The sequence below is a fragment of the Henriciella marina DSM 19595 genome, assembly GCF_000376805.1.
GTDB lineage: Bacteria > Pseudomonadota > Alphaproteobacteria > Caulobacterales > Hyphomonadaceae > Henriciella > Henriciella marina.
Genome location: NZ_AQXT01000002.1, coordinates 382,486 through 403,112 on the forward strand (window position 1 = coordinate 382,486; position 20,627 = coordinate 403,112).

Consider the following 20,627-nt stretch of genomic DNA (forward strand, 5'->3'; position numbering starts at 1 on the left):
CGAGGCGAGATCTATGAAACGCCTTAGTCCGGCTTTGGCTTGCGGCGCTTTGGTGGTTTGTTGGCGGAAGGGTCGAAGCGGCGGGCTGGTGGCTTGCCGGGTTTCTTCGACGCCGGCCGCTCTGGACCGCGATCTTCAAGCTGGGATGGCGGAAGGGGCCGGGGCTTGCGGGCCGGCTTGCCAGCAGGTTTGCCCTTGAACTTGCCTGGCGCGCCATCGCCTTTCGCGGCGGGGCGCTTTTTCACGTAAGGCGGCTTCTTGTCGCCGCTGTCAGGGCTGTCTTTCTTGGCAGACCAGCTGGCGGGCTCATCGCCTTCGCGCCAGGCGGAGATCGATTTTTCCAGCCGGCCGTCTTTGCCAAGACGTTCAAGGAATGGTCCTGCGCTTTCAGCCGAAAGCTCTACGCGCGTATGGCTTTCCTCGATCCGGATGGCGCCGACTTGCGTTCGGTCGAGTCCACCTGACTTGCACAGCATGGGCAGCAGCCAGCGTGGATCGGCGCCCGACTTGCGGCCAACCGATACGTTGATCCAGACGCTGTCATTGAAGTCGGTGCGTTCGGGGCGGTCAGGGCGATTGGGGCGGCTTTCGCGTCGCTCGCTTCTCTCGCGCCGGGGGCCCTCGCGTCCTTCGCCGCGGGGCGGGCGGTCGCGCTTGTCGAATGAGCGCGGTTCTGGGACCGGCATCAGGTCTTCAGGGGCAGAGCGGCGGGCGCGGTGCAGGGCGACGAAAGCGGCCGCGACTTTTTCCGCGCCATGCATCTCGATAATGACACGCGCCATTTCCTGGTCGTCGGTGCTGACAGGTTCACTGAGCGAAGGGTGGTTGAGCAGGCGCTCATCGTCGCGCTTGCGAATATCATCCGCGCCCGGCGCATCGGTCCAGCTCGCCTCGACCTTGGCTTCCTGAAGCAGTCGCTCAATACGGCGGCGGGCCTTGAAGGGGGTGACAAGGACGCTGACGCCCTTGCGTCCGGCCCGGCCTGTGCGGCCACTGCGGTGAAGCAGGGCTTCGCGATTGCTCGGGAGGTCCGCATGAATGACGAGGTCGAGGTCTGGCAGGTCGAGGCCGCGGGCGGCGACGTCGGTCGCCACACAGACATTCGCGCGTCCGTCACGCAGCGCCTGCAGCGCATGGGTGCGTTCGGTCTGGCTAAGCTCACCCGACAGGGCGACGACACTCAGGCCGCGATTATGAAAGCGCGCCAGCAGGTGGTTCACATTTGCGCGGGTCTTGCAAAAAACGAGGGCGTTTTTTGCTTCGTGGAAGCGCAGGACATTGATGATGGCATTCTCGACATCGGCGGGCGCAATCGTGTGGACGCGGTAGTCGATATCGGTGTGCTGGTCGGTGTCAGAGATGGTGTTGATGCGGACCGCATCACGCTGGAACGTGGCCGCAAGGCGCGCGATCGGCTTGGAGACGGTTGCCGAGAACAGCAGTGTGCGGCGCTCTTCCGGCGCAGCGCTCAGCAGGGTTTCAAGCTCTTCGCGAAAGCCAAGGTCGAGCATTTCGTCAGCTTCATCCATCACGACAACGCGGAGGTCGTCCAGAACGAGGCTGCGGCGATTAAGATGGTCGACGAGGCGGCCCGGTGTGCCGACGACGATGTGTGCGCCTTTGGAAAGGGATGCGCGCTCTTCGCGCGGGTCCATGCCGCCGACGCAAGCCACAACGCGGGCGCCCGCTTCAGCATACAGCCATTCGAGTTCGCGGTGCACCTGGACGGCAAGTTCGCGTGTCGGCGCAACCACCAGCGCCAGCGGCGAGCCAGGGCGGGCCAGCTGCTCGGCACCCATGAGAAGCGACCGCGCAATGGCGATACCGAAAGCGACCGTCTTGCCGGAGCCGGTCTGCGCAGAGACAAGCAGGTCAGCCTGTTCGATTTCTGGGTCGAGCATGGCGGTCTGCACCGGGGTCAGGCTGTCATAGCCACGCGCAGCAAGAGCCTGGCCCAGGGCGGGCACAATGGCGGAGTGGTCGTTCATGAAGGGGCTTTCAGTGTCTAGCGGCAGCCGCGACCAAATCGCGGCCCGACATCGAAAGGGGCGGGTTTGCACCTGAGACGTCGATTGGGACCTCCATAATCGATTTTTGCCATTTGGGCCAATTCTTCCAGCAGCCCGGCTGACGCAGGCTAGATGAGCCCCTGCGCCCGGAAACTTGTCACGCCGGATCGGGCAGCGATGAGATGGTCATGGACCGTGATCTCAAGTGCGTCGAGTGCGTCAATGATCGCGCGGGTCATGTCGATATCGGCACGCGAAGGGGTCGGATCGCCAGAGGGGTGATTATGTACGAGGATCAGACTTGAGGCCTGTAGCTCCAGTGCCCGGCGGGCGATTTCGCGCGGGTAGACTGGGGCGTGATCCACAGTGCCATACCCCATGATCTCGTCGGCCATCAGCTGGTTCTTGCGATCAAGAAAAAGGACGCGGAATTGCTCCCGGCCTTCATGCTGGAGCTCGCGCTTCACATAGTCGGTGAGGGCAGACCAGCTCGAGATGACGGTTCGGCTTTTAAGCGTTTCGCGTGTTGCCCGCGCGCCGATTTCTGCCGTCGCCTTCAGATAGGCGGCAACCGTTTCTCCGACACCGGCAACCTTTACAAGGTCAGCTGGCCGCGCAGCGAGTACACCGCTAAGCGACCCGAACCGGGCGAGCAGGGCTTTCGATATCGGTTTTACATCCCTACGCGGGATAAAGGCAAAGAGCAGCGTTTCGAGCAGCTCGTAATCTTCGAGCGCATTGGCGCTGCGCTCAATCAGTTTGGTGCGCAGCCGGTCGCGGTGCCCCTGCCAGTGCGGTTTCGCAGAAACCGCCACTGGTTGCGAGCGCGAGAGACCAAACAGTGGGGCTTCTTCGACAGCGCGCATTGTAGGTCTCCGTAATTCTTCGTGTTCTATTTATGTTCCGGTCTCGTGATTTCGTCAAGCTTGCCTGGGCTCGAACGTTGGATAACATCGCCAGCAATCAACAAAGACAGGGGGACAGAAGATGATGAGGGCAATGTTGAGTGGTGCATTTGCCGTTGGTGCTGCAATGACAGCAGCCGCGCATGGTCAGAGCGCGGAGGATGGTCATGAATTGCAGGGAGATCACTCCGGGCACCATGCGCATCACACTGATAAACTCGTCTTGGCCGAGACAGGCGCGACGGTAGAAAATCCGTTTCACCCAGTGCGCCTGCTGCTATCGTCTGAAGAAAGCATGGGCGAGGTGACGATTTATGAGTTCATCCTGCCGCCCAAAAGTCCTGGGTCACCGCCGCACACGCATTCTCAGGAAGATGAGTACTTCTACGTGCTTGAGGGTACGCTCGATATTCTCTCTGAGGGCTCTGTCAAACGCATCTCTGACGGTGACTTTGCGGCTCTGAAACGCGGCAACGCTCACATGTTCTGGAATGGCTCTGACACGGAGACGCAGCTTCTCATGATCACCACCGGGGCATCATTCGAGCAGTTTCTGCAAAGTGTGAGCCCGCGCCTCGCTGAAGAAAAGCCGACGTCGCCTGAGGCGGCGGGCGCCGTAATCGGACAGCTGGCCGCTGAACACGGCATCGAGATTTCAACGGAAATGATGCCCGCGGCCGCAGCGCCTTATTACGCCCCACCCGAACCGGAGTAGGGAGGCTAAAGCTCGACCGTATGCGGCGTATGCCAGCCTTTGGGAGAGGTCGTGAAGATTTCGGCGCCGTCTTCCGTCACACCGATCGAGTGCTCGAACTGTGCCGATAGCTGGCGGTCGCGGGTAACGGCGGTCCAGCCATCGGGAAGGATGGCTGCATCTTTCCGGCCAAGGTTGAGCATTGGCTCGATCGTGAAAAACATGCCGGGCTTCAGTTCAGGGCCGGTGCCAGCGCGCGCCGAATGGATGACGTTCGGCTCATCATGGAAAAGCTGGCCAAGGCCATGGCCGCAGAAGTCTTCGACGACAGACAAGCGGTTCTTCGCCGCGACTTTGGAGATGGCGGCGCCAATGTCGCCAAAATGGTTGCCGGGTTTGACCGCGGCGATCCCGGCCATCAGCGACTCATACGTGATGTCCATCAGGCGCTCGGCTTTACGCTTTGGCGTGCCGGCTGCGTACATGCGCGAATGGTCGCCGTGCCAGCCATCGACGATGACGGTGACGTCGATATTGGCGATGTCGCCATCCTTGAGAGGGCGATCGCCCGGGATGCCGTGGCAGATAACGTGGTTGAGCGAAATGCAGGACGCATGGCGATAGCCGCGATAGCCGATCGTCGCCGACTGGGCGCCATGATCATAGACAAATTCGCGGATGAGATCGTCAAGTTCCGTCGTCGATACGCCGGGCTTCACCTTTGGAACCAGCATGTCGAGACACTCGGCGACAAGTCTGCCAGCTTTCCGCATGCCTTCAAAACCCGCTTCGTCGTGGATGCGGATTTCGCCGTTTCTTACGGGCATGATGAGGTCGGCTTCGGACATTGGCTTAAAGGCTCCAGGCTGTATCCGCCGCAATATGGCAGCAAGCGGGTAAAACTTCCACCTTGTACGCGTGTAAGCTGCAGTCGCAACGCTCCCTAGCGGCGCGCATCCTTTTCAGCTTGCTCGGCTTTCGCGGCAAGTTTGTCGCGATCCTTCTCGAATTGTTCGGGGTTTTCATACTCTTCGCGGGTGGCTTCTTCGCGGATCGCGCGGGCTTTCGGCGATTTGAGACGTGCGCGAAGAACGGCCCAGACGAGGACGCCAAGCAGGATCATCGCGCCGATAAAATAAAAGATTTCAATTGCCATGTCGGTCTCCATTCCTTGGGAGACCAATGCGGGGGCTGGACCGACGTTCCGTTTCCTTCCACCACTTGTGCTTTCGTCGTAAGCTGCCGCCAACCATAAAGGGAGGACGAGACATGAATATACACGTAGGGGCGGAGACGTTCGCGCGGTTTGAGGCAAGGCGGCTATCGCCTGCGATTGGCGCTGAACTGCACGGGATCGATCTCTCACAGCCGATGGACGAGGTTATGGTCACCGAGATCCGGGAGGCGCTGCTTCGTTACAAGGTTATCTTCTTCCGGAACCAGACCATCACCCGCAGCCATCATATCGAATTCGCGCGCAAGTTTGGTGAACTGGAAATTCATCCTGCCACACCAAAGGACCAGGAAGACCCTGAAGTCCTGCGGATCACGCACAATGCCAGCAATAAGGGTCAGGAGAACGCCTGGCATTCTGACGTCACCTGGCGAACAGAGCCTTCGCTTGGCTCGGTGCTTCGAGCGGTCGAGCTTCCGCAGGTTGGCGGTGACACGCTCTTTTCAGACATGGTCATGGCCTATGAGGGATTGTCAGAAAAGATGAAGGAATTCTGTTGTGGCCTGACGGCGGTTCACGACATCGCCCGGGTCTTCGCAAAACGCCTTGGCAAGGACCCGAAAGAGCTGCACGCCAAGTTCCCGCCGCAGGAGCATCCGGTGATCCGCACGCATCCCGAAACTGGCGAGCGCCTGATCTATGTGAACACGGCTTTCACCAGCCACATCAAGGACTTGTCGGAAAAAGAGAGCGACTGGCTTCTACAGCATCTCTACAGTCAGGCGGCCGTGCCAGAGTATCAATGCCGCTTCCGCTGGGAGGTTGGCTCCATCGCTTTCTGGGACAACCGCGCCTGCCAGCATTATGCCGCAAGCGACTATTTCCCGGACGTCCGCGTCATGGAGCGTGTGACGATTGCGGGCGACCGGCCATATTTCGCGGCATAGAAAAACGGGGCCGCAAAGGACCCCGTTTTCCGCACCATTATCCCTGAATTTGATCAGGCGAGCTTGGCGTTGAGCGTCACCTCGATGGCGCCAAGCGCCTTTGACAGTGGGCATTCTTCCTTGGCCTTGTTGGCAAGCTCCTGGAATTTCGCGTTGTCGATCCCCGGCACCTTGCCGGTGAGGGTCAGGGCGGACGACTTCACTGCAAAGCCGCCATCGACTTCCTCAACCGTTACGACGGATTTCGCTTCAAGGTCCTCGGCCGGCGTGTCGTTCATGGCGAGGAAGGCCGAAAGCTGCATCGCAAAACAGCCCGCATGGGCCGCGCCGAGCAGCTCTTCCGGGTTGGTGCCGGACTTGCCGCTCTCGTCTTCGAAGCGGGCCTTGAAGGAATACCCATGGCTTGAGAGCGCGCCGCTCTGGGTGTCGATCGTGCCTTTGCCGTCCTTGAGGGGGCCTGACCAATGGGCTGTGGCGTGACGTTTCATTCTGAAGTCCTTTCCTTTGGGGAAGCTGTTGATACCTCACACCTTGAGCGGCGAGGTGTCGGGTCAAGTCTGAAACGTTGGGCCGACCGAAGAGGTTGCCTGCAGGCGGAAACTAGCGCTTGTTAAAGTCGGAAAGTCCTCGGGAGGAATTCGTCGTGAAGAACGAAATCATGGTGCAGTCACGGTGTATGGGCGGTGTACTGGCGGTGTTTCTGGCGGTGTTTCTGGCGGCGGCCTGCACAAATGCAGCTGATCCGGCAGAAAACGCGCCTGCATCGCCGCCCGAAAGCGCAGATGCCGGCGCAGAGGCAGGTGCTTCGTTCAGCGAAGAGGGGCTCGCCGCGCTCGACGATCTTCTCGCAGGCTATGTCGGGGCAGGGCAGGTGGCTGGCATCGAAGCCCTGCTCGTTCAGGATGGCGAGGTCGTCTATTCCGCTGCCCATGGACTGCGCGATGTCGAAGAGCAGACCCCTCTCGGCGAGGACACGATCTGGCGCATCTATTCCATGACAAAGCCGGTCACCAGTGTAGCTCTGATGCAGCTTTTTGAAGACGGCAAGTTCGAGCTCGACGATCCGCTGAGCGATTACATTCCCGAGTTCGAGAACCTGCAGGTGCTGGCCGGTGAGAGTGAGGACGGCACGCCCATCCTTGAACCACTGGAACGCGAGCCGACTATTCGCGATGCCATGCGCCATACGGCAGGGTTCGCCTATGGCCTGTTCGGACAGGATTATGCGAACCGCCAGTTCCGGGAGACCGGCATCCTCCGTTCGCAGGATCTCGACATGCTGGTCGACAAGGTCGCCGACGTGCCGCTCCTGTTCCAGCCAGGCGAGCAATGGTCTTACTCAATCAGCGTCGATATCCAGGGTTACCTCATCGAGCACTTCTCGGGCATGAGCCTTGGCGAGTATCTCGACGCCAACATTTTCACCCCGCTGGGAATGGATGACACCGGCTTTTTTGTTCCAGACGGCGATTATGAGCGCTTCGCTGACCTGATGGTCTGGTCGTCCGAGGCAGGTCGCTTCGTGCCGGTGCCGGAGACCCGTGAAAGCCAGGGGGCACTGCCTTACCTCTATCGTGAGGAGACCGTACCGTTTGAGTCGGGTGGGCACGGGCTTGTCTCGACAATTGATGACTATGCCCGCTTCAGCCAGATGATGCTGAATGGAGGGAGCCTCGATGGCGCAGAGATCATTTTACCAGAGACAGTCGACCTGATGACGAGCGACCAGCTGCCCGAAGATCTGGGCATTCGGTTCAACGGTACGGCGCGGGCCACCATGACGGCAGAGCCGCACAAGTTTGGCCTGGGCTGGGGCGTTATCTCAGACCCTGAAGGCATGGCGAGCCCTGCAGGGGCTGGCACCTACTATTGGGGCGGCGCCGCGGGAACGTGGTTCTGGATCGACCCGGTGAACGATCTGTACTTTATTGGCATGATCCAGCGGTTCGGTGATAATCCTGACATGCCGTTCGAGCCGCGTGCCCAGTCGATGGCGCTGGTCTACCAGGCCTTGCAGGAATAGTGTGATATTTCGCTGTTTTTCTCGACGTGACACGGCAGAGAGATAGATAGGCGCAGCCTTTGCAGGACATATCCATGACAGCACCTACCGCCGCTATCTGCCTCATCGGGGACGAGCTTCTTTCAGGACGCACGCGGGACATCAACGTCCAGCAGATTGCGGGATATCTGCGTCCGCTCGGCATTCCAGTCGAAGAAGTACGGATCGTACCCGACGTTCAGGCGCGCATCGTCGAGGCGGTCAATGCGCTTCGGGAACGCTATGCTTATGTCTTCACGACGGGCGGGATCGGGCCGACCCATGACGATATTACGGCGGATGCGATTGCCGCCGCCTTCGGCATCGGGATCGACAAGCATCCCGATGTGATGGCGATGTTACAGGAACGCTATGACGAGATCGGCACCGAATTCACCGAGGCGCGCCAGCGCATGGCGCGCATTCCCGACGGCGCAAGCCTGATCGAGAACCCGGTATCGGGGGCGCCAGGCTTTCAGACCGGGAATGTCTTCACTTTGGCGGGTGTGCCTTCCATTGTTCAGGGCATGCTTCAGGATGTCGGTCACAGGCTGGAGCATGGCAGGGTGGTCCATGCACGGACGGTCCGTGTGCCGGGCCTGCGCGAAGGCGATATCGCCGAGGCGCTCAGCGAGCTCGACAAGTCTTATGAAGAGGTGAGCTTCGGCTCCTATCCCTGGTTCAGGTCAGTGAACGATCATGGTGTGTCGCTGATCGCTCGCTCTGCTGATGAAGCCGCGCTGACCACCGCAGCGCAGAAGCTTGTCGAACTGGCTGCCTCCGTCGGTGGGGACGGCGAAGTCATAGAAGGAGAAGCAAGTTGAGCAGGCCCACTCTCTCAAGGACCCCGGTGATCATCCTGTCGGGGATCGCCATGGTCGCCATCGGTTTTTGTTTCAGCCTCGTCGCACCGGTCATTGATGGCGAACTTCTCGACATGATCTGGTCCGGCCCTGCGGCGGAAGCCCGCCTTGCAGAAATGGACGCAGATGCCCGAACGGCCCATTTCTGGACGACGCTGATCATCGATACAGCGTACCCGCTCGCCTATGGTGCATTTCTGGCTGGGCTGGCAGCGCGTTTTGCACCACAGCGGTTTGCGACGCTCGCCATGATCCCGGCTTTCCTGATCGTGCTTCTGGATCTCGCTGAAAACACGGTCCAGATGATCGCGCTACAGGACGCAGGCAATTACCTCTGGCTGAAAACCTATCTCACGCCGGCGAAGTTCGGCATGTTCGCCTTTGCGGTCCTTCTTGCCGGTGTGCTTGGCCTTGTTGCGCTTGCGCGGTTTGCGCTCAGGAACCGCTAGGCGGGATGGCTTCGGCAAGAGCTTTGTGAATGTCGCTGACAACGACAGAGCCTTCGCCAACGCCCGAAGCGACCCGTTTGACCGATCCGATCCGAACATCGCCGACGGCATAGACGCGCGGCCATGAGGTTTCATAGCGGGTCGGCATCCGGTCAAGCGTCCAGCCTGCGCGAACAAGGTCGAGATTGGAGAGGTCCGGACCTGTTTTCACGAACCCTTTTTCATCGCAGCTCATATGTTGTGGCAGCCAGTCGGTGAAGGGCTGTGCGCCGATGAAGAGGAAGACAAAGCCGATATCGTGCTCGCTCACATCCTTTGTGGTGCGGTGGCGAAAGCTGAGCCGGGTGAGGCGGTCATGGAGCTGATCCTCGCTGCCCGTGCCGTGAAGCGTGTCGATCTCTGTTTCCGGGTGGAGATGGATGTTCGGCGTTTCTTCGAGCCGGCGGACGAGATATTCCGACATGGTGTCGCGAACGTTGGGGCGTCTGAACAGGACGTGCACATTGCGGGCGGCCTGACTTAGGAAGACCGCGCCCTGACCGGCCGAATTGCCTGCACCGACGATGCAGACATCCTGGCCGCCGCAAAGTTGCGCCTCCATCGGCGTGGCGCCGTAATAGATACCGCGCCCTTCAAAGCGTTCGAGGTTTTCGATCGGCAGGCGGCTGTACTGCGCGCCTGTCGCGATGACGACGGCGCGGGCCTTCAGGCGGCGGCCATCCTTGAGCGACAGGCAGTAGTTGTCACCGTCGCGGGCAAGATCGACAGCAGTCGCAGGCGAAGCGATGCGTGCGCCAAATTTCTGCGCCTGGATGGAGGCACGCGAAGCAAGCTCGCGACCCGACACGCCCATGGGGAAGCCTAGATAGTTCTCGATCTTGGAGGACGTGCCCGCCTGTCCGCCGGGGCCATCACTGTCGAGCGTGACGACGGTCAGGCCCTCGGAGGCAGCATAGACAGATGCCGCAAGTCCGGCAGGCCCTGCGCCCACGACGACAAGGTCCGTGCAGCTATTGTCGGGCACGAGGTCGAGGCCGAACGCTTCAGACAGTTCACTGACGCCGGGACGCGACATGATGCGGGAACGCCCGCGGATGACGACGGGCAGGTCAGCCGCCTCAATGTCCCGCGCCTCCATGATGCGTTTTGCCAGCGGGTCCTTGTCCGGGTCGAGCCAGCGATGGGCGATCATGTGTTTGGAAAGCGTGTCGCGGGCGACGAAGACGTCGCGGTCATGCGCATCGCCGATCACGATGACGGCGCCATGGGCGGCATTGTGCGAGAAGATCCGCCGCGCCGTCAGCGTCCGTACGAAGATGTCGGAGAAGTGCGAGTTCTCGACCAGCAGACGCTGAAAGCTGTCATGCGAGATATGCAGGACCTCACCATCCTTGCCCATCACGACGCGCGAAAGCGACGCCTGCCCGGTCAGGATGGAAATGTCGCCAGCAAACTGGCCGCGCTCCATCCAGCCGAGACGCTTTTCGCCATCTGGCGTTTCGACGAGGATGTCGGTGTGCCCTGAGAGGGTGATGAGGCAATCTACATTTGCATCGCCCTCATCCACGAGAGGGGCGCCTGCCGAATGGGTGCGCACGGCGCCAAAAGGCTTCAGCGCTTCGAGCTCCTCGTCCGAGAAGGTGAAGTTTATGTCGGCAGGAGGCTTACCCATGGTCTGGCCTTGGCGTTTGTCGGTGGGGCGGTTTAAGTCTCTAGCGACGAACCAGAACAAAGACCATGGAGAGGAAGCGAGATGTCCGAGAATATCGTGCGCGTGGAGAGAGACGGCCCAGTGGCCATTGTAACGATGAACCGGCCGGATGCGCTGAACGCGCTCAGCCGCGCGCTGCGTGCCGAGCTGGTGAAAGTGTTCACCGAGCTGGCAAAGGACGACACAGTCCGCGCGGCCGTGCTGACGGGGGAGGGCCGCGCCTTCACCGCAGGGGTCGATCTCAAGGAAGCGGGGCAGACAGGCTTTGCGCTCGGGGCTGATGGCGGCGATATCGACCTTTCGAAAGGTCTTGCCGCCTTCCCGTGGCCGATTATCGGCGCAATCAACGGGTTTGCGATTACCGGTGGCTTCGAGCTCGCGCTGATGTGTGACGTCTTGCTGGCATCAGAGAATGCGAAGTTTGCTGACACACATGCGCGCGTTGGCATCGTGCCAGGCTGGGGGCTCAGCCAGAAACTGCCGCGCATGATCGGCATGAGCCGCGCCAAGGAACTGTCCTTTACCGGCAACTTCCTCGATGCAGAGACCGCAGAGCGGTGGGGCCTCGTCAACCGCGTCTACAAGGCTGACGCGCTGTTGCCTGCGGCGATCAAGATGGGCCACGAGATGGCAAGCTGTGACGCTGTGCTGCTGCGCAAGTACAAGGCGCTGATCGATGATGGTTTTGCCTCGACGTTCGGCGATGCGATGAAGATGGAAGTCAAACGCTCTGCTGAGCATGCCCAGTCGGTCACAGCCGACAGTGTCGAACAGGCACGCAAAGCCGTCACGGAACGCGGCCGCGGGCAGAACGGCTAGGCGGCTTTGGCAGGCCATAGCTTGGAAACGGGTGTAAACACTCCATTTCTAAAGGGTCATCTGTTTTCCTCGGAGAGTTTCATGTCCAACCGTTTCCTGCTCGCCTGCCTGCTGCCGCTGGCAATCTCTGTTCCAGCAAGTGCGCAGATCGCGACGAGCAATGAGGACGGCGCGACCGGCGCTTATTCTGACGAGATCGATTCGTCCTTCACGTCTGAGGGACGTTTCGGGCCGCGCACGGCGCTCGACGACCTTCGGGCGGATGTCGACCGTGACCGCGAGGCAGAAGAGAAGCTTCGCCAGCGCCAGCAATTGCTCCGCGATACGCAAAGCGCCGAGGAAACCGGGACGCTGTTCGATGATGGTCTGCCGCAGCCGCTGGAAGAAAGCGATCTGGCCGACAGCGAACTGGCCGAGCCTGAAGACGAGTAGGCGGAACCGGGACGGGCAGGGCGCCGTTATAACGGCATGCCTGTTTCCCGCGCCCAAACCCTGAAATCTCTAACGCTGATTTGCGCCGGCCTGTTGGTCGGCGCGCCTGCATTCGCGCAGGCCGACAAGACCTATGTCGCCCATGGACGCTATTCGAACGATTATGAGGTCGGTACCTGGTCTGCGGGCGACCGCGCGCGCGGCCCGTCCTATCTCGAGCAGCAATATCTTGCCTCCGATGAGCTTCTCGGAGGGCCCGTCGCAAAGCCGGGTGAGCGGAGGTTTGATGAAGGGGCAGTTATTGATCGCGGTGCCATCCGCCCTGAATTGAGGACGGCGGGCTATGGCGACGGCGGCCAGCGGGTGGCGCCTGAGCTTCCCGAGCTGCCGCAAGCGGGCATGCGCGTCGAGGCAATGTCCGGCCTCGACATAGGCTCCGTGGCCATGGTGCAGTCCGGTGAGGCCGGTTCTGTCGATGCTGTCTGGGTGCGCACGCAGACGGGCGATGTGACCGATCTCATTCAGGTCGAGCGCAGCCGGTTTGAGGTAACAGGCGGCAGGATTATCATCTCGGGCTGATCGTCTTCCCTCGATTCCCCCACGGCCCGGGTTGCAAGCAGGCGACTTATTCGCTGTATGGCGATGTCGAACCCCCGGGAGGAATCAAAAATGCGCGACGTCGTTATCTGTTCACCGCTCCGTCTGCCTGTTGGCGGCTTTGGCGGTGCCCTCAAATCCGAGCAGGCGCATGACCTTGCGTCCTTCCTGGTCCGCGAGCTGATGAGCCGCACAAGCGTGCCGGCCGAAGCGGTCGACGATTGCGTCTTCGCGCAGTGCTATCCTTCGATGGAAGCGCCAGCGCTTGGCCGCGTTGTGGCGCTTGATGCTGGACTGACGACGGGTACGGGCGGTCTGCAGATCGACCGGCGTTGCGGCTCCGGCCTGCAGGGCGTCATCTATGCAATCATGCAGATCGCAACCGGCGCAAGCGATGTGATGATCGCCGGCGGCGCAGAAAGCATGTCGAATGCGCCGTTTTTCTCGACCGAGATGCGCTGGCAGATCAAGGGCGATGGCCTGATGCTGCATGACGGTCTGACGCGGGGGCGCTATACGGCGGGCGGCAAGTTCCACCCGGTCGAGGGCGGCATGATCGAGACGGCGGAAAACCTTCGCCGCGACTATGACATCTCTCGCGAAGCCCAGGATGAGTTTGCGTACAATTCACACATGAAAGCCTCGGCGGCGGAGAAAGCCGGCAAGTTCGATAAGGAAATCGTGCCCTACACGGTCAAGGGCCGGAAGGGCGACACGGTTGTCGAGAAGGATGAGCATATCCGCCACGACTCATCGGTCGAGAAGCTCTCGTCGCTGCGCGCGCTGCGCGGCAAGGCAGATCCTGACGCGACGGTGACGGCAGGCAATGCGTCTGGCCAGAATGATGGCGCGGCAGCGTGTATCGTCTGCACGCGCGAAGCTGCCGACAAATACGGGCTGCAGCCTCTGGCGCGGCTGGTGTCCTGGTCGGTGGCTGGCGTGGGCCCCGAGGTTATGGGGATCGGGCCTGTGCCTTCGACGCAGAAGGCGATGGACCGGGCTGGCTTGAAACTGTCTGACCTCGATGTGATCGAGCTCAATGAGGCGTTCGCGTCGCAGGTTCTGGCGTGCACCAAGGCGCTCGGCTTCAAGGATGAGGATTATGAGCGCCTGAACCCGAATGGGTCGGGCATTTCGCTTGGGCATCCAGTCGGGGCGACGGGTGTGCGCATCCTCAGCACGCTGCTCTATGAGATGGAGCGGCGCGAGGCACGCTATGGCCTCGAAACCATGTGTATCGGTGGCGGGCAGGGGCTTGCGGCGATTTTCGAGCGGGTTGCTGACTGATCTTGCAGCGGTGCGCGCTTGCACAGGCTGGACAGAGCGAATTAGAGAAAATGCAACGCGCCTCGCGGGCGTGGCGAAATTGGTAAACGCAAGGGACTTAAAATCCCTCGGCCGTATGGCCTTGCCGGTTCAAGCCCGGCCGCCCGCACCAAATTGTGTCTGAAGTCTAGGAAATGGCCCGATTGGGCTGTGGACGCTGAGGCAGAAAGTCTGCCTGTTCGATGCGTGCCTTACAGCCGGGCAGGGCATCGATAGCGTTTTCATCAAGGATGATCGCCGAGTTGGCTTTTCCGTTCTCGGACATGACTGGAAGAGCAAACTCGCCCGTCTCATTGCCAAAATCTGACCGAACCGGGATGAGCGGCGAGCCAGCACGGCAAGCGTCTTCGGCCTGGGTCATTTCGGCAGATGTAAGGTGGACCGTATCGGCCATGGCCGGCGCAATCGCGGCTGTGGCGGCGACCAGTGTGGCAGAGAGAAACCTTGAAAGCGTCATGGCGTCAAAATCATCCGATTGCTGACAGAGAAACGCCGCATGCGAAGGGCGGTTCCCGCGCTCACGCATCGTTAATGATTTTTAGAATGCGGCATCTTCAGCGATTCGCTAGCGTCAGGCGGTCCTGACAAGAATGAAGACGAATACCGAATAAAGCGCTGAAAGAATGGCAAATTTACCGATGGCGGCAATGACGAATGGACGGAGATCGTGCCAGCTGGTCTCGCGGGCAATGCCAGCGACCTCCTGGGCGATTTCCCGTGTCATCTGATCCATCTTGTGGCCTGAAAGCGACAGTATGATCCGGGTGGTGCGGCCCGTATCGAGAGCCTCTGCTTCGGCAAGCACCTGTTCGAAGACGAGAGCGGCCACGGTCTCGCCCACGGCGCGCCGCGGGTGCCAGCCATGTTCGTGCAGTTTCGAGAGGACAAGTTTAGCCGTCGGGAATATCACCACCGCGTCCCGTATGATGAAGGCCGCAAGCAGGATGACGGTCGCGGCGGACAGGATATTGTGGGAATAGAGGCCGAGCCGGAACCCTAACCAGGCAAGAACGAGCAGCAGGGCCTTGATAAAGACTGACTGCACGAAATGGGTGAGGTTATCGCGGAAAAACTCGACAGCGTGTCCGCGAATTCGTTCGCGTGCATCGATTGCGGCCTGATGGATAATCTTCTGTTTCTTGCGGTTTACCGCGCTGGTAATCGCTCTGCGTCCAAGACTGACGCCCGTCGTCAGCGCCGAAACGACAAGAAAGGCCGCCCTTAGCATAGGGCGCCCTTTCTAAATCGTTTTGCTCGCGATGTCTGGAAAGCGGGGGCCATAGGCCCTTTAGATCATCTGATCGATGAGCTTTTGCAAGCCTTTGGATGCCTGCTCTGGATTGGACACGACCAGATACCCAGCTGCCAGGGCAATGGATGCCGCCGCAATCGGGCGTTTTTCAACAAGCGCCGCAATCGTGTCGAAGGGCAGCTCTGCCAGCATGTCCGCCGTGGCGTGTTCGAATTGGTCGAGCTCTTCTTCAGTTGATTTTCCGGGCTTCAGGAAAACCAGCGTGCAGATGCAGGCGATGAACAGGAAAAGACTCGCCACCGAAACGGTCGCCCACAACAGCCCGATAAGCGGGATGAGGGCGATAACCGTTGCGATGGTCAACGTCGTAACGCCGGCGAAGCCAAAAAAGACTGCGCCAGCGCCAGCGATAATTCTTAGTTTTGCGACATCCATGAAAAACGTAAACTTACTTACGCTTTAGGGCAGCGAGAAGCACGCCTGTGCCAAACGCGATACCTATCGAGGCGAGCGGATTGTCGCGGACCTTGGTTTCGATGTAATCGCGCGCCTTAGTAGCCTCGTCACCAGCTTTTGACGCATACTCTTTCGACCGTTCGACACCGCGGTCGTACTCCTTGGAGGTGCGCTCGCGGATGTACTTGCCAGAATTAGAGGCAAGAGACTGAAGATCGGCGCGAAGCTGCGAGATGTCGTCTTTGAGGGAGTCATAGTCTGAGCCTGCTGCCTTTGCGGCTTCCTCGATATCTTTTGTGCCATTCGATTTCGTCGTTGTTCTTGTCGCCATGGAAAGCTCCCAGCTTTGATTCAAAATTCAGCTAAACAACGCCAAGCGGTTGCATTCGTTCCTGATCTCGGCCGATTATCAGCTGTAAAGAATATTGGAATGAGCGGTAGATGAGGGGCGAACAGACCAGATGAAAGTTTTCAAGCGGCGCCTCGGCCAGTATGTCAGCATAGACGACGACGCATGGGTCACGTTCGATGAGCTTGAGCGACAGGAACACTGCTTCCTGCCTGGCGACGACCTCATTACCGCCGGAGATGAGACCCGCCGCGTCTTCATTCTGAATGAAGGCTGGGCGATACGCTACCGCCTGCTTGAAGACGGCCGTCGCCAGATCGTGAACTTCATGCTGCCTGGCGACGTGTTCGACCTGCAGTCGCTCGCTGACCTGAAGGCGGATCACTCCGTCACCGCCATAACCCACTGCAAGGCAGCCGTTATTCCGTCGGGGATCTTTGTCGAGATGCTGAAGAAGTCGGCCTGGCTCGCGTCGGCGTTCTGGTGGTCTGCCGTTCAGGAAGAATCGATCCTGAGGGAGCAGATTGTCAGGATCGGGCGAAGGTCGGCGCGCGAGCGGATTGGGCATTTGCTTCTTGAGCTGCATCGCCGCTTCATCGGCGCAACGGGCATAGAGGTCGAAAAGCTGACCGTGCCTCTGACGCGCGCTGACATTGCTGATGCGCTGGGCCTGACGCCTGTTCACGTCTCGCGGACCATGTCGGCAATGCGCCGGTCTGGGCTGATTTCTGAAGGGCGGGGGGGTGAGATCACGATTCTCGATCGCGACCGTCTCGCACGGCTATCGCTCTTCGATATGGAATATCTGCACCTGAAGAAATTGGATCTTCTCAAGAAGAATGGGGTCAGACATTTCAGAGAAACGTCGAGCAGGATTAACGCAGATTAATGCGATAACCGCGCGGGGCGTCTAATTCTTCCGGGAATTTTTGGACAGCACGTTGCAAGCAAATCGCCCCTCAGAGACCAATCCCATTTCGCTGTTGCAGCGATTGCGGCGCATGGGCCTGATTATAACGGGCAATCAGAATGTTGCAGATGCCATACTCCGAGACGCCTTCCACAGGGCAAATGCTGCATTCACGTCGTCGATTGACGCGAACGAGGATGACATTTTCAAGCTTGGCTTCGACGCTTTCGACGATGCGGTTCATCGAAAAGGGGTGGTTGTGCTGATGGGACGCCGACCAAAGGAGGATGGCTCCTTATGGTCCGCGGTCCATAATCTTACCTATTTCGAGCGTCTTTCCATTGCGCTATTGCTTGTGGAAGAAATGTCGCCGCGCGAAGCAGCGATCCTGTCAGGGCGGCCCCCTCAGACACTGGACCTCGCCCTGGAACATGCACTGGCCAAGCTCGGCGAGACGGGGATTTAGAAGATGAGTGGTGAGGACAATCGCAAATCCCATCTCAGACGGGTCCTTGGCAGGTTCAAGCTTTCAGATCCCGATAAGGGCCTGGTGGATGCTTTCCGTTCGCTTACTGGCGGCAGGGAGGGCCCCGGAGGTTCTAATTCGACTCCCACGCGCGGCTCGAAGCGTTCCAAACGCCCCAAGTAAAGCTGATCAGGCGTCGAAGAGGCCTTGACCAAGTGCAATCGCGTTGAGGTCACGAAGGGCGTAGATGAGAGCAGCTGAACGCCAGTCGCCATTACACTCGTCGACCGTTGCGGCGACGGAGCCGGCCGCAGATGTAAGCCTGTCCTGCCACATCGCCTCGGTATCACCGAGTTTATCAGCGCCGCCTTTACAGAAGCTCAGCCACTCCAGATAGGAGGCGGCAACACCGCCTGAATTGAACAGGATATCCGGTCCAACAAGAATATTCCTGTCTGCGAGTGCCTTGTCGGCATCCGGACTGATCGCCGCGTTCGCGATCTCAAGGATCAACCGACATTCCAGGTCAGCCGCATTCTCTCCGGTGACGACATCGGATGTCGCCGCGAGACAGAGAATATCGGTATCCAGTGAGAGGAGAGCCTCCGGTTCATCGCTATAATTCAGTTCGCCATCGGCCTTCTGCCGGGCGACTTCGCCGGCGTCCAATCCGTCGTTTGAACTGATCATGCCGCTGCTATCAGACATGGCGATTATGGTCGCGCCAGCCGCCTGAATGACGCGGGCAAATTCAAGACCCACCTTGCCCATCCCCTGGATTGCCACGCGGCATGTCTTGATGTCGATATCGAAGTCTTGCTGAAGCTCTTTCAGAATGAAGACTGCGCCGCGGCCTGTCGCCCCGTGCCGGATGGAAAGGCCGCCCTCGTCGACGGGCTTCCCGGTCACCGCGCCTTCTGAGCCACTATTGTGGACGGGTTTCAGGCTCTCGACTACGGCTTCCATATCTTCAGGCGTGGTCGCGACGTCGGGTGCGAGAATGTCATTGTCGGCCCGGAGAATATCCGAAAAAAGCTCGCCATATGAAATGGCGAGCTGATACCGCTCGCTTTGCGAGAGTTCATCGGGATCAATCTGGATGGCGCCTTTTGCCCCGCCAAATGGCAGGTCAAGAAGCGCACATTTGAGGGTCATCAAAAAACCTAGCCGGTTCACTTCGTCAGCTGTGGATGACGCAGAGAACCGGACACCGCCCTTGGTCGGGCCTTTCAGCGTATTGTACCGGCATCTCCAGGCCCGGACGAAACGCGTCTTTCCTTCATCTGTGCGCAAACTGAGCTCGCGCTCAATAAGCTCAGAGGGCAGGGAAAGCAGCCTTTTCATATCCCTGAGGTCGGGGTCAGCTTCGACCACCGACTCGAGACGGCTCACCGCCTGCTTCAGCAAGTCGGGCATGCGTTCTCCTCGCTGTTTCTGACGCGTTGCGAGTCCGGGGATTTACTCGGCTGCGACAGACTCAGCGGACGGGTGGAAGAACAGGGCCTGCCCGATCGCCGCCTTCACCGTGTTTTCCTGGAAAGGTTTCGGGATCAGGTAGGTCGGCTCAGGACGTTCACCTGTCAGCAGGCGTTCCGGGAAGGCCGTGATGAAGATGATCGGTACATCAAGCTCTTCGAGGATTTCATGCGCTGCCTCGATACCGGACGAGTTATCTGCAAGCTGGATATCGCAGAGGATAAGGCCGGGAGGGTTTGCCCGTGCCATGGCAACCGCTTCAGTATGCGTCGTCGCGTTTCCGGTGACCTCGTGACCGAGCTCTTCGACAAGGCTCTCAAGATCTGCCGCGATAACCGGCTCGTCCTCAATGATGAGGACCTTTGTCGACAGGGTCGCTTCGATGTCAGTATGGGCCTTGGCGATCAGTTCATCGACCTGCTGGACGGTCTTACCCAGAATGGTCGCGGCCTCACTGACCTGAAACCCTTCGAGCGCTGTCAGCAGGAAGGCCTGACGTTCAATTGGCGCGAGCGCCTGAAGCCGTGTCTCCGGAGTGGTTGCGCCGTCATCCGCACTTTCGAGGCGAGCGCCGGTCGACCCCCAGATGACATGGAAGAAACGATAGAGCGCCTGACGCGCCGGAAGTTCGTCGCTCACCTGACTTGGATCCTCGGCCAAGGCAGTCAGCGATGCGCGAATATAGGAATCACCGCTTTCCTGGCTCCCTGTCAGCGCGCGCGCATATCGCCGCAGAAACGGCAGGTGTGGACCAAATTGCTCAACAAGACTCATGCTAACCCTCGCACATTACGTTTGGACTATAACTTGTGCTCGTCCCAAAAGTTGCAACCCTATGAGAAAAAAGTCTGCAAAGGGTGGAACTTTGCGTTCTGGCGCGCTTTACACGTGTTCACTTAGACGACCGGGGACTTATGAGCGAAAAAGCGAGTCACATGCCGATGGATCATCAATCGAAGGGCGGAGCGGACGACGACCGCTCCCGTAAAGTGCGTCAAAAACGGATCGGAGATCAGTTGCGACGGCTCTATGATGAGGTCACGGAAGAGGCCGTTCCCGAAGAGTTTCTTAATCTTCTCGAACAGGCAGACAACAGCGCGAAGAATAAGAAATAGAGACTGTATTGACCCAGCCGACACTCGACGATCAGGCGTTCAAGACAGAGCTCGCCGGCCTCATTCCGCATCTGCGCGCCTTTGCCCGCAGTTTGTGTGGGAACGCCACCGCGGCTGATGATCTCGCGCAGGAAGCCATGCTCAAGGCATGGAAAGCCCGCGCTAGCTATCAGAGCGGAACCAATCTGAAGGCATGGACCTTCACCATTCTCCGCAATCTTTTCTATTCCGAGAAAAGACGCAGCTGGCGCCGACAGCAGCTCGATCCTGAAGTGGCTGAGGCTACGCTGATTGCGAATGACAATCCGTCGTCCGCGCTCGATCTTCTTGCGCTGCGCACGGGATTGACCTTTTTGCCGGAAGACCAGCGCGAAGCGTTGATCCTGGTCGGGGCAGGCGGTCTCTCATATGAAGAAACCGCAGAAATCTGCGGCTGCGCGGTTGGCACGATCAAGAGCCGCGTAAGTCGTGCAAGGAAGGCCCTGGCTGAAATTATCGATAAGTCAGATGGCGGGTTTGCTGGCGATGGCAAACTCAGGGCATCAGAAGCATTCGATGACATCATGAAACAGGCAGACGAGCTATCTAGTGGATCATCCGCCGACGTCTGAAATCAGGGTTGCACCCAAGAGGGGA

The 20,627-nt window shown here is 59.6% G+C and carries 25 protein-coding genes and 1 tRNA gene; 14 read left to right on the top strand and 12 right to left on the bottom strand.

Going from position 1 to position 20,627, the window contains the following annotated elements; translation table 11 throughout:
- Positions 1 to 23: 23 nt before the first annotated feature.
- Positions 24 to 1,988: a DEAD/DEAH box helicase gene (locus F550_RS0101865; RefSeq protein ID WP_018146828.1), complete on the bottom strand. Its 1,965-nt coding sequence runs from the start codon at positions 1,986 to 1,988 to the stop codon at positions 24 to 26.
- Positions 1,989 to 2,137: 149 nt separating this feature from the next.
- Positions 2,138 to 2,875 (bottom strand): RadC family protein, encoded by a 738-nt coding sequence (radC, locus tag F550_RS0101870; protein ID WP_018146829.1) that lies wholly within the window; start codon positions 2,873 to 2,875, stop codon positions 2,138 to 2,140.
- 262 nt (positions 2,876 to 3,137) lie between these two features.
- Between radC and F550_RS0101875 the strand changes: the two genes are divergently transcribed.
- On the top strand, positions 3,138 to 3,629 hold the full coding sequence (locus F550_RS0101875) for a cupin domain-containing protein (RefSeq protein ID WP_169332237.1): 492 nt from the start codon (positions 3,138 to 3,140) through the stop codon (positions 3,627 to 3,629).
- A gap of 5 nt (positions 3,630 to 3,634) precedes the next feature.
- Here the strand turns inward: F550_RS0101875 and map are convergent, their stop codons facing one another.
- Both map and F550_RS0101885 read right to left on the bottom strand, forming a co-directional pair.
- Positions 3,635 to 4,456 (bottom strand): type I methionyl aminopeptidase, encoded by an 822-nt coding sequence (gene map / locus F550_RS0101880; protein ID WP_018146831.1) that lies wholly within the window; start codon positions 4,454 to 4,456, stop codon positions 3,635 to 3,637.
- 95 nt (positions 4,457 to 4,551) lie between these two features.
- Entirely contained in the window at positions 4,552 to 4,764 is a 213-nt protein-coding gene (locus F550_RS0101885) for a hypothetical protein (RefSeq protein WP_018146832.1), read from the bottom strand.
- 113 nt (positions 4,765 to 4,877) lie between these two features.
- Here F550_RS0101885 and F550_RS0101890 point away from each other — a divergent pair, with 113 nt between their 5' ends.
- On the top strand, positions 4,878 to 5,729 hold the full coding sequence (locus tag F550_RS0101890; RefSeq protein ID WP_018146833.1) for a TauD/TfdA dioxygenase family protein: 852 nt from the start codon (positions 4,878 to 4,880) through the stop codon (positions 5,727 to 5,729).
- A 53-nt stretch (positions 5,730 to 5,782) separates the two neighbouring features.
- On the opposite strand, the gene F550_RS0101895 is transcribed toward F550_RS0101890, so the two are convergent.
- Positions 5,783 to 6,217 (bottom strand): OsmC family protein, encoded by a 435-nt coding sequence (locus F550_RS0101895; RefSeq protein ID WP_018146834.1) that lies wholly within the window; start codon positions 6,215 to 6,217, stop codon positions 5,783 to 5,785.
- Between the two features lie 155 nt (positions 6,218 to 6,372).
- On the opposite strand from F550_RS0101895, the gene F550_RS16545 reads away from it, so the two are divergent.
- The 3 genes from F550_RS16545 (at position 6,373) to F550_RS0101910 (ending at position 9,082) form a co-directional block, all read left to right on the top strand.
- Positions 6,373 to 7,752, top strand: a complete 1,380-nt coding sequence (locus F550_RS16545; RefSeq protein WP_083910893.1) for a serine hydrolase domain-containing protein — start codon at positions 6,373 to 6,375, stop codon at positions 7,750 to 7,752.
- 74 nt (positions 7,753 to 7,826) lie between these two features.
- Complete coding sequence (locus F550_RS0101905; RefSeq protein WP_018146836.1) at positions 7,827 to 8,594, top strand: competence/damage-inducible protein A; 768 nt, start codon at positions 7,827 to 7,829, stop codon at positions 8,592 to 8,594.
- Positions 8,591 to 9,082, top strand: coding sequence for a hypothetical protein (locus tag F550_RS0101910; protein ID WP_156807787.1), 492 nt, complete (start codon positions 8,591 to 8,593; stop codon positions 9,080 to 9,082). Before F550_RS0101905 ends, F550_RS0101910 begins: the two co-directional genes overlap by 4 nt.
- Here the strand turns inward: F550_RS0101910 and F550_RS0101915 are convergent.
- On the bottom strand, positions 9,069 to 10,754 hold the full coding sequence (locus F550_RS0101915) for an FAD-dependent oxidoreductase (protein ID WP_018146838.1): 1,686 nt from the start codon (positions 10,752 to 10,754) through the stop codon (positions 9,069 to 9,071). The two genes, F550_RS0101910 and F550_RS0101915, sit on opposite strands and share 14 nt — an antisense overlap.
- A gap of 81 nt (positions 10,755 to 10,835) precedes the next feature.
- On the opposite strand from F550_RS0101915, the gene F550_RS0101920 reads away from it, so the two are divergent.
- The 5 genes from F550_RS0101920 (at position 10,836) to F550_RS0101940 (ending at position 14,079) form a co-directional block, all read left to right on the top strand.
- Positions 10,836 to 11,612: an enoyl-CoA hydratase gene (locus tag F550_RS0101920; protein ID WP_018146839.1), complete on the top strand. Its 777-nt coding sequence runs from the start codon at positions 10,836 to 10,838 to the stop codon at positions 11,610 to 11,612.
- Between the two features lie 81 nt (positions 11,613 to 11,693).
- Positions 11,694 to 12,044 carry a hypothetical protein gene (locus F550_RS0101925; protein WP_018146840.1) on the top strand — a complete coding sequence of 117 codons (351 nt, stop codon included), beginning with the start codon at positions 11,694 to 11,696 and terminating at the stop codon, positions 12,042 to 12,044.
- 36 nt (positions 12,045 to 12,080) lie between these two features.
- Positions 12,081 to 12,623 (top strand): hypothetical protein, encoded by a 543-nt coding sequence (locus F550_RS0101930; protein ID WP_040500424.1) that lies wholly within the window; start codon positions 12,081 to 12,083, stop codon positions 12,621 to 12,623.
- 90 nt (positions 12,624 to 12,713) lie between these two features.
- On the top strand, positions 12,714 to 13,928 hold the full coding sequence (locus tag F550_RS0101935; protein WP_026180504.1) for an acetyl-CoA C-acetyltransferase: 1,215 nt from the start codon (positions 12,714 to 12,716) through the stop codon (positions 13,926 to 13,928).
- A 64-nt stretch (positions 13,929 to 13,992) separates the two neighbouring features.
- A tRNA-Leu gene (locus F550_RS0101940) sits at positions 13,993 to 14,079 on the top strand.
- 15 nt (positions 14,080 to 14,094) lie between these two features.
- Here F550_RS0101940 and F550_RS0101945 read toward each other — a convergent pair.
- The 4 genes from F550_RS0101945 to F550_RS16550 all read right to left on the bottom strand — a co-directional run bounded on the left by F550_RS0101945 (position 14,095) and on the right by F550_RS16550 (position 16,006).
- A complete protein-coding gene (locus F550_RS0101945) occupies positions 14,095 to 14,424 on the bottom strand; it encodes a hypothetical protein (protein ID WP_156807788.1) in 330 nt (109 codons plus the stop codon).
- Positions 14,425 to 14,538: 114 nt separating this feature from the next.
- A complete protein-coding gene (locus F550_RS0101950) occupies positions 14,539 to 15,195 on the bottom strand; it encodes a hypothetical protein (RefSeq protein WP_018146844.1) in 657 nt (218 codons plus the stop codon).
- A 60-nt stretch (positions 15,196 to 15,255) separates the two neighbouring features.
- Positions 15,256 to 15,654 carry a hypothetical protein gene (locus F550_RS0101955; protein WP_018146845.1) on the bottom strand — a complete coding sequence of 133 codons (399 nt, stop codon included), beginning with the start codon at positions 15,652 to 15,654 and terminating at the stop codon, positions 15,256 to 15,258.
- 13 nt (positions 15,655 to 15,667) lie between these two features.
- Positions 15,668 to 16,006: a DUF883 family protein gene (locus tag F550_RS16550; protein ID WP_018146846.1), complete on the bottom strand. Its 339-nt coding sequence runs from the start codon at positions 16,004 to 16,006 to the stop codon at positions 15,668 to 15,670.
- A gap of 130 nt (positions 16,007 to 16,136) precedes the next feature.
- On the opposite strand from F550_RS16550, the gene F550_RS0101965 reads away from it, so the two are divergent.
- Both F550_RS0101965 and F550_RS0101970 read left to right on the top strand, forming a co-directional pair.
- Positions 16,137 to 16,913: a Crp/Fnr family transcriptional regulator gene (locus tag F550_RS0101965; RefSeq protein ID WP_018146847.1), complete on the top strand. Its 777-nt coding sequence runs from the start codon at positions 16,137 to 16,139 to the stop codon at positions 16,911 to 16,913.
- A gap of 112 nt (positions 16,914 to 17,025) precedes the next feature.
- Positions 17,026 to 17,400 (top strand): hypothetical protein, encoded by a 375-nt coding sequence (locus tag F550_RS0101970; protein ID WP_018146848.1) that lies wholly within the window; start codon positions 17,026 to 17,028, stop codon positions 17,398 to 17,400.
- A 189-nt stretch (positions 17,401 to 17,589) separates the two neighbouring features.
- Here the strand turns inward: F550_RS0101970 and F550_RS16555 are convergent, their stop codons facing one another.
- Together F550_RS16555 and F550_RS0101980 are read right to left on the bottom strand one after the other, a co-directional pair.
- Positions 17,590 to 18,816: a Glu/Leu/Phe/Val family dehydrogenase gene (locus F550_RS16555; protein ID WP_018146849.1), complete on the bottom strand. Its 1,227-nt coding sequence runs from the start codon at positions 18,814 to 18,816 to the stop codon at positions 17,590 to 17,592.
- Positions 18,817 to 18,858: 42 nt separating this feature from the next.
- Positions 18,859 to 19,650, bottom strand: a complete 792-nt coding sequence (locus tag F550_RS0101980) for a response regulator (protein WP_018146850.1) — start codon at positions 19,648 to 19,650, stop codon at positions 18,859 to 18,861.
- A gap of 140 nt (positions 19,651 to 19,790) precedes the next feature.
- Between F550_RS0101980 and F550_RS0101985 the strand changes: the two genes are divergently transcribed.
- Both F550_RS0101985 and F550_RS0101990 read left to right on the top strand, forming a co-directional pair.
- Positions 19,791 to 19,991, top strand: coding sequence for a NepR family anti-sigma factor (locus tag F550_RS0101985; protein ID WP_026180505.1), 201 nt, complete (start codon positions 19,791 to 19,793; stop codon positions 19,989 to 19,991).
- Positions 19,992 to 19,999: 8 nt separating this feature from the next.
- Complete coding sequence (locus F550_RS0101990) at positions 20,000 to 20,602, top strand: sigma-70 family RNA polymerase sigma factor (RefSeq protein WP_018146852.1); 603 nt, start codon at positions 20,000 to 20,002, stop codon at positions 20,600 to 20,602.
- Positions 20,603 to 20,627: the final 25 nt, after the last annotated feature.